The organism is Citrobacter sp. Cf072 (assembly GCF_030334485.1).
GTDB lineage: Bacteria > Pseudomonadota > Gammaproteobacteria > Enterobacterales > Enterobacteriaceae > Citrobacter > Citrobacter freundii.
In genome coordinates this window covers 1-14,014 of sequence record NZ_JAOWDX010000026.1, presented here as the reverse complement: position 1 = coordinate 14,014, position 14,014 = coordinate 1, and the positions used below count along the sequence as shown (strand labels likewise).

The window sequence follows — 14,014 nt, the reverse complement described above, 5'->3', positions numbered from 1 at the left end:
ATCCCTCTGCTATCCATTTCAGGCCAAAAATCAGCATGAGGAAAGTAGAAAATACTGAATTACTTAACTTTGCAATCATTCGAAGGGCGGCGGAGCCAGCACTTCACGATTACCATTATGCCCTTGTTCGCTGACAATACCCTGCGCTTCCATCTGCTCGATGATGCGCGCCGCTCGGTTGTAGCCGATGCGGAACTGACGCTGGACGCCGGAGATTGAGGCTTTGCGTTTCTGGGTCACAAAGTTTACCGCCTGATCGAACAGCGGATCCAACTCTTCGCCACCATCAAAACCGCCACCGCCTCCTTCGCTTTCGCTGTCAGAAGTAATGCCGTCGACGTATTGTGGACGACCGCGCGCTTTCCAGTCCTGAACCACTGCGTGAACTTCTTCATCGCGGACAAAGGCGCCGTGAACACGCACAGGGATCGTCGAGTTCGGTGCGGAATAAAGCATGTCACCCATACCCAACAGCGATTCCGCTCCGCCCTGGTCAAGGATGGTACGCGAGTCAATTTTACTGGACACGGTAAAGGCGATACGCGTTGGAATGTTCGCTTTAATCAGTCCGGTGATAACGTCAACCGATGGTCGCTGGGTTGCCAGCACCAGGTGGATCCCCGCCGCACGCGCTTTTTGCGCCAGACGAGCAATCAGTTCTTCCACCTTTTTGCCAACCGTCATCATCAGGTCGGCGAATTCATCCACCAGCACAACAATATACGGCAGTTTTTCCAGCACCGGATGCTGAACATCCATACTGTCACCCGGTTTCCAGTACGGGTCCGGAATCGGACGCCCCATGCGGGCGGCTTCAGCGATTTTCTCGTTATAACCGGCAAGGTTACGCACGCCAAGCGCCGACATCAGCTTGTAGCGACGTTCCATTTCATTGACGCTCCAGCGCAAGGCGTTAGCAGCATCTTTCATATCGGTCACGACTTCGGTCAGCAGATGCGGAATGCCTTCATAAACCGACAGTTCCAGCATTTTCGGGTCAATCATGATAAAGCGAACGTCTTCCGGCTGCGCCTTATACAGCATGCTGAGGATCATGGCGTTCACCCCAACAGACTTACCGGATCCGGTTGTCCCTGCTACCAGCAGGTGCGGCATTTTTGCCAGATCGGCCACCACCGGTTCGCCCGCAATATCTTTACCCAGCACCACAGTCAGCGGAGATGAGTTATCACGGAATTTAGCGTTATCCAGTACTTCACGCAGATAAACGGTTTGACGTTTTTTATTCGGTAACTCCAGTCCGACATACGGTTTGCCTGGAATAACCTCGACCACACGTACCGCTGCGGTCGACAATGAACGCGCCAGATCTCGCGACAGATTGGAAATACGCGCCGCTTTAACCCCAGGAGCCAGATTAAGCTCAAAGCGGGTAATCACCGGGCCTGGAGAGTAGTTCACCACATCGGCTTTAATGCGGAAATCCGCCAGACGCGCTTCCACCAGACGTGCCATTTGCTCCAGCGCGAACGTATCTATCGGCTCAACCTCGCTCGGCGGCAGTGTAAGCAGATCTAACGATGGCAGCGGCGTGCTTGGACGGTGCGCCGGACGGCTGTCGCCATTACGCATCAGCAGCGGATGGATCAGACTATCCTGCGGCGGCGGCGTAACAGGCTGCGCTGGCTGCTGATAATGCTGCTGCGGTGCAACAGGCTGCGCCGGCTGCTGATAATGTTGCTGCGGTGCGACAGGCTGCGCCGGCTGCTGATAATGCTGCTGCGGTGCGACAGGCTGCGCCGGTTGCTGATAATGCTGCTGCGGTGCGACAGGCTGCGCCGGCTGCTGATAATGCTGCTGCGGTGCAACAGGTTGCGCCGGTTGCTGATAATGCTGCTGCGGTGCAACTGGTTCCTGGTACTGCGGCGCAGGCTCCGGCATCACGCCAGGCGTAAACAGTGGCTCATGCGGCCCCTCATCTACCAGCGTTTTCATTGGCGAAAATTCAAAGTCATCGAGCGAGAACGGATTCGCTCCGGCAGGCTGTTCACCGGAATAGCGCTGCTGCTGAGAAGAAGCAAACTGGCGAGCCAGTTCCGCTTCTGCGGCTGAATCTTCGTCATCAGTCTGGTGGGTATCGTCCTGATACTCTTCGCCATAACGATGCTGCTGCGACTGAGCGAACTGGCGTGCCAGCTCGTCCTGCTGCATTGCATCCATTTCATCGTCATTGTACGCATCTGTATCAAGCTGCTCTTCGCGCGCTTTCTCTTCAGCCATACGCTGTGACGGCAGTTTGATGCCATACGACGCCAATTCCCGGCGAGTAGGCACGCGCACACGATTTGGGCGCGGTAACTGCGGGCCAATCCCCTCTTTCACCTGCGGACGCGGCGCACCGCTGCCCGCAAGGCTAAAGACAGGTGCAGCTGCTGCTGCACCCGCCCCTAAAGCGGCGCTTTTTACACCGGCAGCCAGCGGTGCAACAGCAGCAACAGACTCAACGGGCGGTATGGATGCAGTCGTCGGCATAGATGGCGTAGACGGTTTAATACGCTCAGGCTCCTGAGCAGGTTCTGGAATCGGCTGATACCATGCGGCCAGTTGCTCACGCTCACGCGCACGTTTCTCTTCGACTTCTTCAAAGTAATAGAGCGGCGGACGAGTCGGTTTAACTTCTTCAACCACGGGCTCAGGTTCCACCACAAGCGGTTGTTCAACCACAGGCTGCTGGAACGTAGTGCTCTGTTGAGGGATTGATTCCTGCTGATAAACAGGTTGCGGCGCAGGCTCCGGCTGATAAGCAGGCTGCTGGAATGTGGCGTTCTGTTGAGAGGTCGGATCCTGTTGATAGACAGGCTGCAGCACAGGCTCTGGCTGATAAACAGGTTCCGGCTGCGGCGCGACTGGCTGCGCATAAACAGGTTCCGGCTGCGGTGCGTAACATTGCGGCTGCGGACTCTCCTCCACAACCGGCTGTTGCCATGGCTCATACGGCTGCTGCACCGGAGGTTGCGCGTACTGGGCTGAATGCGGATAACCTTCAGGCGTTGGTGCAATCGCGGCATCACCGGTTTGCGGGCCTGGTGCGGATTGCCAGGCTACGGCTGGAGCCGGTTGCTCCATAACAGTGTTGGTCACGGGCGAGGTTTGCAGCAACGGATCTACCGGCGCGCTCCAGGCCTGAGCGGACGTTGTAGCTGCAGCTGCTGCAGCCACAGGCTCGGTCACCGAGTGGCCGTTAAGCAGTGGGTCAAGCTCGTCATATTCAGGCAGCGTCGCGCGATTGCCGGAAAACAGCACATCGTTAGGATCGGCAACCACGCCACGGGCGCTGTATTCAATTTCGTCTTCATCATCCATGCGTTTGCCGGAGAACAGCGCCGCATCGGTATGACGACCAAGCGGGTTGGTAAATTTCTCTGCCAGACGCTTACGGCGCGCTAACGCACCGCGCAGAATACGAGCCCGACGCGATTCATGGGGTTTGCCATCAGCGGCATCGACAGACTCTTCTTCATCTTCATATTCTTCGTCATCGACCCAGGTATCGTCGCGGCGGGTACGGTTGCTGGCAAACGTCAGGATATTGAGTAACCAGCCGCCCAGTTTTTCCGCAATGCTCACCCATGACCAACCGGTGAAAAGCGTTAATCCCGCCGCCCAAATGCACAACAACGTCAGCGTGCCGCCGCTGCTGTGCAGTAAGGGTTGTAGCGTAGTGCTGAGCAGACTGCCGATCACGCCGCCAGAGGCGAAATACCAGATGTCATCGGCGTTAATTGCGGCCAACCCGCAGGAAGTGAGAATCAGCGCCAGGACGCCAATAATGCGCAGCGAGACGGCAAAATAATCGACGTATTCGTCGCTGGCCTGGTGTCGCCAGGCAAACCAACAACCGCCAACAATGATGACGGGAATGGTGTAGGCCATGACGCCAAAAATAAAGAACAGCGTGTCCGCCAACCATGCTCCGGGTATTCCCCCCAGATTATGGATAGGTTCATGCCATGCGGTTTGTGACCAACTGGGATCCGAAGGGTTAAAGCTGAGTAAGGCAGCCATCAACCAGACGGCAAAAAGGGCAATAAGGATCAGTAGCGCTTCCAGAAGTCGGCGCCCGCTGCTTAACTTCGTCAATGTGACGTCTTTGTCTTCAGTGTATTCCTGGCTCAAAAACGGCTCTCCAGGTTTCAGGCTTTTCCTGCCCGATGCTAAAACGGACAACAGCACCGGGTTACCCCGGCACTGTTGCTGTATGGATTAACAGGAGTGTAATCAAACTGCGTCGATTTTGCACCTGTTCCGTGTTAGCGCGTCTTAATTACCAGACGATTGCTCTGTTTGACTTCTTCCATGACTACATAAGTACGTGTGTCATTCACGCCAGGCAGACGCAGCAGGGTTTCCCCCAACAGCTTACGGTATGCCGACATATCCGGTACGCGTGTTTTCAGCAAATAGTCGAAATCACCGGAAACCAAATGACACTCTTGAATTTCTTCAAGTTTTTGTACTGCAGAGTTGAATTGTTCAAACACATCCGGGGCGCCACGATTCAGAGTAATCTCAACAAAAACCAGAAGTGATGCATCCAGATAATGCGGGTTTAACAGCGCTGTATAGCCCTGAATAAAACCCTGTCTTTCCAACCGACGCACACGCTCAAGGCAGGGCGTTGGTGAAAGTCCCACACGTTTAGAAAGCTCGACGTTAGAAATACGCCCATCCTTTTGCAGCTCATTAAGAATGTTACGATCGATACGGTCGAGATCTTTGCCAGGGCGCTTCTTACTATCTACCATTATTATTGTCTCTCTGTATTCCTTCCCTACTCCTGCCTGACTCTACCAACATCACTGTTCAGAGTCGCTACCCATCAAAATAAACCGCAACCCAGAGGGATTTTCGGTTCGCAATGTCTGGGTTTATGGTGAGAAGACCGTTGCCTGTCGGCGGCTATCGACATCACGAATGGCATCTGTCCACACCATGCGTAGATTTCGCTAACACGGTAAACATGGTATCTACATGCATGATTATGCAGCACATACATGACACAGTTTTTTTCTTCCTTGAATGTTTTCGCAAAACAGCAGGGGATTGTCAAAGCAAAACATCGATTTTTAGTACAACATGCCAGTTATTCATTCGCAGTGATGGAAAATCGTCATTTTATCACCTTATAACTGACCGATTTTAAGTAGAAATCGTTATAGTATTACGGCTAATCACCCCGTTCATCGGTTTCTGCTATTACACATATTGTTAACAAAATCGCCATACTCTTTTTTTACGTCTGTAAATTCCCTACAATCCTGCTCATTGCCTGCCAACAACTATGGGGATCTCATGGGCGCAACCAAACACAGTAAACTTCTTATTCTGGGCTCTGGCCCTGCGGGATATACCGCTGCGGTCTACGCTGCACGCGCTAACCTGCAACCGGTACTGATTACCGGTATGGAAAAAGGTGGTCAGTTGACCACAACAACAGAAGTGGAAAACTGGCCTGGCGATCCGCACGATCTTACTGGCCCGCTACTGATGGAGCGTATGCACGAACATGCGTCCAAATTTGACACTGAAATCATTTTTGATCATATCAGCAAAGTTGATCTGCAAAACCGTCCTTTCCGTCTGACCGGCGACAGCGGTGAATACACCTGTGACGCACTGATCATCGCCACCGGCGCTTCAGCACGTTACCTGGGTCTGCCTTCAGAAGAAGCATTCAAAGGCCGTGGCGTTTCCGCCTGCGCGACCTGCGACGGTTTCTTCTACCGTAACCAAAAAGTTGCGGTGATCGGCGGCGGCAACACCGCTGTTGAAGAAGCGCTATATCTGGCGAATATCGCATCTGAAGTGCATTTGATTCACCGTCGCGACAGCTTCCGCGCGGAGAAAATTCTCATCAAACGTTTGATGGATAAAGTTGAAAACGGCAACATCGTGCTTCACACCCACCGCACGCTGGAAGAAGTGACCGGCGATCAAATGGGCGTAACCGGACTGCGTCTGCGCGATACGCAAAACACTGACAACGTAGAATCACTGGACGTTGCCGGGTTATTTGTCGCTATCGGTCACAGCCCGAATACCGCTATTTTCGACGGTCAGTTGGAACTGGAAAACGGCTACATCAAAGTTCAGTCCGGTATTCACGGCAATGCCACTCAAACCAGCATTCCGGGTGTCTTCGCAGCCGGTGACGTGATGGACCATATTTATCGCCAGGCGATTACCTCTGCGGGCACGGGCTGTATGGCCGCGCTTGATGCAGAACGTTATCTCGACGGTCTGGCGGACGCTTGCAAATAAGTTTTACAAATCAGTAACAAAAGTAAAAAAGGCGACTATAAGTCGCCTTTATTTTTGCCTCGTTGTAACATTGCCCTGCCCAAAAATTCCAATAACTCACCTGCTAAGCGTGCAATGAATAAAACCCGTCAAAAAGAGCTGACCCGCTGGTTAAAACAGCAAAGTGTAATTTCCCAACGATGGCTGAACATTTCGCGCCTGTTGGGGTTCGTGAGCGGCCTGTTAATTGTCGCTCAGGCCTGGCTCATGGCCCGAATTCTGGACCATATGATCATGGCCAATATTCCCCGAGAGGCGCTTCTGCTTCCTTTCATCGTGCTGGTATTGATTTTCATCCTGCGGGCATGGGTCGTCTGGTTACGCGAACGGGTCGGGTTTCACGCAGGGCAGCATATTCGCTTTGAAATTCGCCGCCAGGTGCTTGACCGTCTGCAACAGGCAGGTCCGGCCTGGATACAAGGCAAACCGGCCGGGAGTTGGGCCACGTTGATCCTGGAGCAGATTGACGATATGCATGATTACTATGCACGTTATCTGCCGCAAATGGCGTTGGCCGTATGCGTCCCCTTATTGATCGTGGCGGCGGTATTCCCGTCAAACTGGGTGGCCGCCCTTATTCTGCTTGGAACTGCCCCGCTGATCCCGTTGTTTATGGCGATGGTTGGTATGGGTGCTGCCGACGCTAACCGCCGCAATTTTCAGGCTCTTGCTCGCCTCAGCGGCCATTTCCTCGACCGCCTGCGTGGCATGGAGACGCTAAGAATCTTTGGTCGCGGTGAAGCCGAAACGGAAAGCATCCGCGCTGCGTCACAGGATTTCCGCCAGCGCACTATGGAAGTCCTGCGCCTGGCTTTCCTGTCATCCGGTGTCCTTGAGTTCTTTACCTCCCTGTCCATCGCACTGGTCGCGGTTTACTTCGGTTTTTCCTACCTTGGCGAACTCGATTTTGGACACTACGGCACAGGTGTCACATTGGCTGCCGGCTTCCTCGCGCTCATTCTGGCGCCGGAATTTTTCCAGCCCCTGCGCGATCTGGGCACGTTTTATCACGCCAAAGCACAAGCCGTTGGTGCAGCAGACAGTCTGAAAACCTTCATGGAAACCCCGCTTGCACATCCTGAGCGTGGCGACATTGAGCTGACAACAAAAGACGCTGTTTCAATTGAAGCACAAGATCTGGTCATCACCTCGCCGGAAGGTAAAGTGCTTGCAGGCCCGCTCAACTTTACCCTGCCAGCGGGCCAACGTGCGGTGCTGGTTGGCCGCAGCGGTTCCGGCAAAAGTTCGTTGCTCAATGTCCTGTCCGGATTTCTCTCTTATCAGGGATCGCTGCGAATTAACGGCTTTGAACTACGCGACCTGTCGCCTGATTGCTGGCGCAAACAGCTGTCCTGGGTTGGACAAAATCCGCAGCTCCCTGCCGCCACGTTACGCGATAACGTGCTGCTCGCTCGCCCCGATGCCAGCGAAGAACAGCTGCAGGACGCACTCGACAGCGCCTGGGTCAGTGAGTTTTTACCGCTACTGCCGCAGGGTGTAGATACACCAGTAGGCGATCAGGCGGCTCGACTTTCTGTCGGACAAGCGCAGCGCGTTGCCGTGGCTCGCGCCTTACTCAACCCGTGTCAGTTGCTGCTGCTTGATGAACCCGCCGCCAGCCTGGATGCACACAGCGAACAACGCGTGATGCAAGCGTTGAACGCAGCGTCACGCCGCCAGACTACGCTGATGGTGACACACCAACTTGAAGACCTTGCCGACTGGGATGCTATCTGGGTGATGCAGGAAGGACAGATCGTTGAACAAGGCACTTATGCCGAACTTAGCGCAGCCAACGGGGCGTTTGCGACATTACTGGCTCATCGTCAGGAGGACATCTAAATGCGCGCTTTGCTACCTTATCTGACGCTGTATAAACGTCACAAATGGATGTTAACCCTGGGGATCGTTCTGGCGATCGTCACACTGTTGGCAAGTATTGGTTTGCTGACGCTTTCCGGTTGGTTCCTGTCGGCTTCTGCTGTGGTGGGTGTCACCGGGATTTACAGTTTTAACTATATGCTCCCTGCCGCCGGGGTACGCGGTGCGGCAATCACCCGCACCGCGGGCCGCTATTTCGAGCGACTGGTCAGCCACGACGCGACGTTCCGCGTGCTGCAACATTTGCGTATATATACCTTCAGCAAACTGCTGCCGCTCTCTCCTGCTGGCCTGTCCCGTTATGGACAAGGTGAATTGCTTAATCGCGTGGTGGCGGATGTCGACACGCTCGATCATCTCTATTTACGCGTGCTCTCCCCGCTTGTAGGCGCTTTTGTCGTCATCATGGTGGTCACGCTGGGGCTAAGCGTTCTCGATTTCACGCTAGCTATTACTCTCGGCGGTATTATGCTGCTGACCTTATTTATCTTGCCCCCACTCTTTTATCAGGCAGGTAAAAGCACCGGGCAAAGCTTGACGCATTTACGTGGGCAGTATCGTCAGCAGTTAACATCCTGGCTGCAGGGCCAGGCTGAACTGACCATCTTTGGTGCCAGTGAACGTTACCGCGCCCAAATGGAAGCCACCGAGTTGCAGTGGCATGAAGCTCAACGACGTCAGTCTGAATTAACGGCGCTATCACAGGCGGTCATGCTGTTAGTCGGCGCACTGGCAGTGGTTGTGATGTTATGGATGGCCTCAGGTGGCGTAGGTGGCAATACCCAGCCGGGTGCGCTGATCGCGCTGTTTGTCTTCTGTGCGTTGGCCGCATTTGAAGCATTAGCCCCCGTCACCGGCGCGTTTCAGCATCTCGGACAGGTTATTGCCTCTGCGCTGCGCATCACCGAACTGACTGAACAGCAGCCAGAAGTCACCTTCCCGGATGCCGGTTCCCCGGTTTCTGAGCGGGTCACTCTCACGCTACGCGATGTATCATTCAGTTATCCGGGACAAGCACAAAAAGCGCTCGACACCCTTTCCCTGCAGGCTCAGCCCGGTGAGCATATTGCGATTCTCGGTCGCACCGGATGCGGTAAGTCAACGTTACTGCAATTGCTCACCCGCGCATGGGATCCGCAGCACGGCGAAATTCTGATTAATGAGCAGCCGATTTCAGCCCTCAGTGAAACTACGCTGCGCCAGAGCATCAGCGTCGTGCCACAGCGCGTGCACCTTTTCAGCGCGACGCTTCGCGACAATCTTCTACTGGCGGCACCGCACGCCAGTGATGACACATTATCCGCGATGCTGTGCCGCGTCGGTCTGGACAAACTGCTTGAGGGTGATGGACTCAACGCCTGGTTAGGCGAAGGGGGTCGACAGCTTTCTGGTGGCGAACTTCGTCGTCTGGCTATCGCTCGTGCCTTATTGCACGATGCCCCACTGATGCTGCTGGACGAACCGACCGAAGGGCTTGATGCAACAACAGAAAGCCAAATGCTTGAATTAATTGGCGATGCCATGCGTGATAAAACCGTACTGATGGTGACACATCGTCTGCGCGGCTTGTCACGTTTTGATCAAATAATAGTGATGGACAACGGACACATTATTGAGCAAGGTAATCACGCAGATTTGTTAGCCCGGCAGGGGCGTTATTACCAGTTTAAGCAACGTCTGTAAGCTATTATTGAACGATCAAACTCACGTAGTGGAGTTTCGCAGTCATGCGCCTGGTGCAATTGTCCCGCCATTCTATAGCCTTCCCTTCACCGGAAGGCGCTTTACGCGAGCCTAACGGTTTGTTGGCGCTTGGCGGCGATCTCAGCCCAGCCCGACTGTTAATGGCCTATCAGCGCGGAATTTTCCCGTGGTTTTCACCTGGCGACCCCATCCTTTGGTGGTCGCCCGATCCACGCGCCATTCTTTGGCCCGAGAAATTTCATCTCAGCCGCAGCATGAAACGCTTTCATAAAAACTCGCCTTATCGCGTGACGCTCAATTACGCGTTCGGTCAGGTGATTGAAGGCTGCGCGAACGACCGGGAAGAAGGCACCTGGATAACGCATGATGTAGTGGACGCCTACCATCGCCTGCACGAACTGGGCCATGCGCACTCCATTGAAGTGTGGCGACAAAATGAATTAGTGGGCGGTATGTATGGCGTGGCGCAAGGTACACTATTTTGTGGCGAATCAATGTTCAGCCGTCAGGAAAATGCGTCCAAAACCGCACTGCTTGTTTTTTGCGCTGAATTTATCCGTCAGGGCGGAAAATTAATCGACTGCCAGGTATTAAATAGCCACACAGCTTCGCTGGGCGCCGTCGAAACCCCTCGTCGGGAGTACCTTGAACACCTGAGCAGACTGCGCCAGCAGCGGCTACCGAGCCATTTCTGGGTTCCCAGGACGTTATTTTCGCCTCAGGGGTGAATGTTTTCGGCACATTTTTTGTCGGGGTGTTATAATTGTCGCGCAGAGTTGGTTTAGCCCATTACCCCGCCGCCGTTAAGGAACAGTTCGCGTCAGGCAACGCCTATCGTTTATCTCCTCGTTCCCTTACACGTTGCGCTTTAAGTGCGGCTTTGCCGTGTGTGGTTAGAGTAATGCGCCAAACCCGATTTGCTGTGTTTTAAACGCACAAATCTTTACTTATTAAAAGAACTTCGGCATTATCTTGCCGGTTCAAATTACGGTAGTGATACCCCAGAGGATTAGATGGCCAAAGAAGACAATATTGAAATGCAGGGTACCGTTCTCGATACGTTACCTAATACCATGTTCCGCGTAGAGTTAGAAAACGGTCACGTGGTTACTGCACACATCTCCGGTAAAATGCGCAAAAACTATATCCGCATCCTGACGGGCGACAAAGTGACTGTTGAGCTGACCCCGTACGACCTGAGCAAAGGCCGCATTGTCTTCCGTAGTCGCTGATTGTTTTTAACGCCCGAATGGCGTCCAGATAATAAAAGGTCGGTTTAACCGGCCTTTTTTGTGGGCTGAGGATATGTGTTTAATCCTCAATCATCCGCGCATATTCTTCCGTTAAGAAATCTACTAAAGCGCGCACTGACGGCAATAATCCCCTGCGTGATGGAAAGACTGCGTGAATAATTTCTCGCTTCGGTTCCCAACCGTCGAGCAACGCCACCAGTTCACCCGCGGCTAATTGATCTTTTACCATCAGTTGCGGAAGCTGCACTACCCCCACACCGGCAACTGCGGCTTCACGTAGCGCCAGCATATCGGTGGTAATCATTCGCGGCGTGAAATGCACCTCTGCCCGCGCGCCCTGCGGGCCAAATAACTCCCAACGATGTACATGTTTGCCCGAGGCGAGACTCAAACCAGGCCAGCGAGTCAGCTCCGCCGGAGAGTGTAGCGCCCCCATTTGCTCGATTAACTGCGGGCTGGCATACAAACGATGCCCCCTGTCCGCCAGCACACGCATCACCAGGTCGCTATCCTCAAATGGTCTGGGCCTGACGCGAATCGCCACGTCCAGACCTTCTCCAACGACGTCAACACGACGATTTGTCGCCTCCAGTTGCACTGATACGTCAGGATAACGCGCCATAAAACGAGCAAGCATCGGCCCGATATGCACATGCAGTAACGTGACCGGGCACGTCAACTTCACCACGCCACGCGGTTCAACCTGTAACGCGGCAATGGCATCCTGCGCCGCCTGCGCTTCAACCAGCATCGCCTTACAGTGTTCGTAAAAGGTTTGCCCCACTTCCGTCACGTTAAACTGGCGGGTGGTTCGCTGAATCAGTCGAACTCCCAGCCTCTCTTCCAGTTGCGCTATCCGTCGGCTTAGTTTTGATTTCGGTTCATCAAGCGCCCGACCCGCCGCCGCGAATCCTCCTTCCTCTACAACATGCACAAACCATGCAAAATCATTGAGATCTGGCTTCGTCATCTAATTGTCCTATTTATGAGACAGTGAGAACTATTTTAGCTACTACTCAGTTCGCTGTCATGAATATAAGCTTATTCACATCAAGATAACGCCACTGAGGAGACACAAATGAAACACGTAACAGGCGTCTACACCGCACCTCGCCCGCACTGGGTTGGCGATGGATTTCCGGTTCGCTCGATGTTTTCTTACCAGTCTCATGCTGAGCAACTAAGTCCGTTCCTGCTGCTGGATTACGCCGGTCCACATACGTTTACGCCGGGTAACGAAAAACGCGGCGTAGGCGAGCACCCTCACCGTGGTTTTGAGACGGTGACCATCGTTTACAGCGGCGAAGTTGAACACCGTGATTCAACTGGTCGCGGCGGCATTATCGGCCCCGGCGACGTGCAGTGGATGACTGCGGGTGCAGGAATATTACACGAAGAGTTCCATTCACCAGAATTTACCCGTCAGGGCGGCGAACTGGAAATGGTACAGCTGTGGGTCAATCTGCCAGCAAAGGACAAAATGGCCGTTCCGGGTTACCAGGGCATCAACAGCGATGTGATCCCCTCTGTCGCCCTGCCTGATGAAGCAGGAAGCGTTCGGGTGATTGCGGGCAGCTATCAGGATACAAAAGGCCCGGCACATACCTTCTCGCCGCTGAACGTTTGGGATATGCGTTTACAACGTAATCATCAGCTCACGTTGTCCCAGCCGGAAGGATGGAGCACTGCGCTGGTGGTATTGAAAGGGAATATCACCGTAAACGGCACTACGTCTGCCAGCGAAGCGCAACTGGTGGTGCTGAGCCAGCAAGGGAAAACGCTGCATATTGAAGCCTCCAGCGACGCCAGCGTGCTACTGCTTTCTGGAGAACCGTTGAACGAGCCGATTGTAGGTTACGGTCCGTTTGTAATGAACACGAAACAAGAAATCGCTGAAGCCGTACGCGATTTTAACTCCGGCCGCTTTGGCCAAATCTGAATCGAAGGAGAAGAATATGTCCAGTCCTGCAAACTTTAATGGTTCACGTCCGGTCATCGATGTAAATGATTCCGTCATGCTGCTTATCGATCATCAGAGCGGGTTGTTCCAGACCGTCGGCGACATGCCAATGCCAGAACTGCGTGCGCGTGCCGCCGCGCTGGCTAAAATGGCGACCCTGGCGAAGATACCGGTGATTACCACGGCATCCGTACCGCAGGGACCTAACGGCCCGCTGATCCCTGAGATCCACGCTAATGCGCCACATGCCCAATACGTGGCGCGTAAAGGCGAAATCAACGCCTGGGATAACGAAGACTTCGTGAAAGCGGTAAAAACAACAGGTCGCAAGACGCTGATTATCGCCGGTACGATTACCAGCGTGTGCATGGCTTTCCCGGCTATCAGCGCGGTTGCGGAAGGCTATAAGGTCTTCGCAGTGATCGACGCTTCCGGTACTTACAGCAAAATGGCGCAGGAAATCACCCTGGCTCGCGTTGTTCAGGCTGGCGTCGTGCCGATGGATACCGCCGCCGTCGCTTCTGAAATTCAGGGCACATGGAACCGTGAAGACGCCGCCGAATGGGCGGAAGTGTATACCAAAGTCTTCCCGGCTTATCAGTTGCTGATCGAGAGCTACAGTAAAGCCCAGGAAGTCGTGACCAACGGCGAAAAACTGGACTCTCAGCGCTAATCCTATCCTCCGCGCCTGCCTGGGCGGAGGAATATGTATATTGCGTAACCAAACGAGAGTTAACACGTAAATTCTGCTTGACCGTTTTAGCGCAACTCCCTATAGTAGCGCCCCGTTGCCCCCCAAGCGGTCAGGCAGCAATACAATATGGTGAGGTGTCCGAGTGGCTGAAGGAGCACGCCTGGAAAGTGTGTATACGGCAACGTATCCGGGGTTCGAATC

10 protein-coding genes are annotated in these 14,014 nt (G+C 54.0%); 7 read left to right on the top strand and 3 right to left on the bottom strand.

Annotation, left to right across the window (positions count from 1 at the left end):
• Window positions 1-75: 75 nt before the first annotated feature.
• Complete coding sequence (ftsK, locus tag OGX66_RS01730; RefSeq protein WP_286510806.1) at window positions 76-4,137, bottom strand: DNA translocase FtsK; 4,062 nt, start codon at window positions 4,135-4,137, stop codon at window positions 76-78.
• Between the two features lie 134 nt (window positions 4,138-4,271).
• Complete coding sequence (gene lrp / locus OGX66_RS01725; protein ID WP_002439523.1) at window positions 4,272-4,766, bottom strand: leucine-responsive transcriptional regulator Lrp; 495 nt, start codon at window positions 4,764-4,766, stop codon at window positions 4,272-4,274.
• Between the two features lie 547 nt (window positions 4,767-5,313).
• Here lrp and trxB point away from each other — a divergent pair.
• The 5 genes from trxB to infA all read left to right on the top strand — a co-directional run bounded on the left by trxB (window position 5,314) and on the right by infA (window position 11,138).
• On the top strand, window positions 5,314-6,282 hold the full coding sequence (trxB, locus tag OGX66_RS01720; RefSeq protein ID WP_003035727.1) for a thioredoxin-disulfide reductase: 969 nt from the start codon (window positions 5,314-5,316) through the stop codon (window positions 6,280-6,282).
• A gap of 114 nt (window positions 6,283-6,396) precedes the next feature.
• Complete coding sequence (gene cydD, locus OGX66_RS01715; RefSeq protein ID WP_088902491.1) at window positions 6,397-8,163, top strand: heme ABC transporter permease/ATP-binding protein CydD; 1,767 nt, start codon at window positions 6,397-6,399, stop codon at window positions 8,161-8,163.
• Window positions 8,164-9,885 carry a heme ABC transporter ATP-binding protein/permease CydC gene (gene cydC / locus OGX66_RS01710; RefSeq protein ID WP_003847023.1) on the top strand — a complete coding sequence of 574 codons (1,722 nt, stop codon included), beginning with the start codon at window positions 8,164-8,166 and terminating at the stop codon, window positions 9,883-9,885.
• Window positions 9,886-9,929: 44 nt separating this feature from the next.
• Entirely contained in the window at window positions 9,930-10,634 is a 705-nt protein-coding gene (gene aat, locus OGX66_RS01705) for a leucyl/phenylalanyl-tRNA--protein transferase (RefSeq protein ID WP_032948928.1), read from the top strand.
• A gap of 285 nt (window positions 10,635-10,919) precedes the next feature.
• Window positions 10,920-11,138: a translation initiation factor IF-1 gene (gene infA / locus OGX66_RS01695; protein ID WP_002211347.1), complete on the top strand. Its 219-nt coding sequence runs from the start codon at window positions 10,920-10,922 to the stop codon at window positions 11,136-11,138.
• A 79-nt stretch (window positions 11,139-11,217) separates the two neighbouring features.
• On the opposite strand, the gene OGX66_RS01690 is transcribed toward infA, so the two are convergent.
• On the bottom strand, window positions 11,218-12,129 hold the full coding sequence (locus tag OGX66_RS01690; RefSeq protein ID WP_003847025.1) for a LysR family transcriptional regulator: 912 nt from the start codon (window positions 12,127-12,129) through the stop codon (window positions 11,218-11,220).
• 108 nt (window positions 12,130-12,237) lie between these two features.
• Between OGX66_RS01690 and OGX66_RS01685 the strand changes: the two genes are divergently transcribed.
• Window positions 12,238-13,098 (top strand): pirin family protein, encoded by an 861-nt coding sequence (locus OGX66_RS01685; protein WP_003847027.1) that lies wholly within the window; start codon window positions 12,238-12,240, stop codon window positions 13,096-13,098.
• 16 nt (window positions 13,099-13,114) lie between these two features.
• The gene (locus tag OGX66_RS01680; protein WP_016149852.1) at window positions 13,115-13,792 is read left to right on the top strand and encodes an isochorismatase family protein; all 678 of its coding nucleotides are present in this window, start codon (window positions 13,115-13,117) and stop codon (window positions 13,790-13,792) included.
• The last annotated feature ends 222 nt before the right edge of the window (window positions 13,793-14,014 follow it).

Excerpts from the sequence above, each read along its gene's own strand:
- lrp (WP_002439523.1), bottom strand. The coding sequence starts at position 4,766 with ATGGTAGATAGTAAGAAGCGCCCTGGCAAAGATCTCGACCGTATCGAT.
- trxB (WP_003035727.1), top strand. The coding sequence starts at position 5,314 with ATGGGCGCAACCAAACACAGTAAACTTCTTATTCTGGGCTCTGGCCCT.
- cydD (WP_088902491.1), top strand. The coding sequence starts at position 6,397 with ATGAATAAAACCCGTCAAAAAGAGCTGACCCGCTGGTTAAAACAGCAA.
- cydC (WP_003847023.1), top strand. The coding sequence starts at position 8,164 with ATGCGCGCTTTGCTACCTTATCTGACGCTGTATAAACGTCACAAATGG.
- aat (WP_032948928.1), top strand. The coding sequence starts at position 9,930 with ATGCGCCTGGTGCAATTGTCCCGCCATTCTATAGCCTTCCCTTCACCG.
- infA (WP_002211347.1), top strand. The coding sequence starts at position 10,920 with ATGGCCAAAGAAGACAATATTGAAATGCAGGGTACCGTTCTCGATACG.
- OGX66_RS01690 (WP_003847025.1), bottom strand. The coding sequence starts at position 12,129 with ATGACGAAGCCAGATCTCAATGATTTTGCATGGTTTGTGCATGTTGTA.
- OGX66_RS01685 (WP_003847027.1), top strand. The coding sequence starts at position 12,238 with ATGAAACACGTAACAGGCGTCTACACCGCACCTCGCCCGCACTGGGTT.
- OGX66_RS01680 (WP_016149852.1), top strand. The coding sequence starts at position 13,115 with ATGTCCAGTCCTGCAAACTTTAATGGTTCACGTCCGGTCATCGATGTA.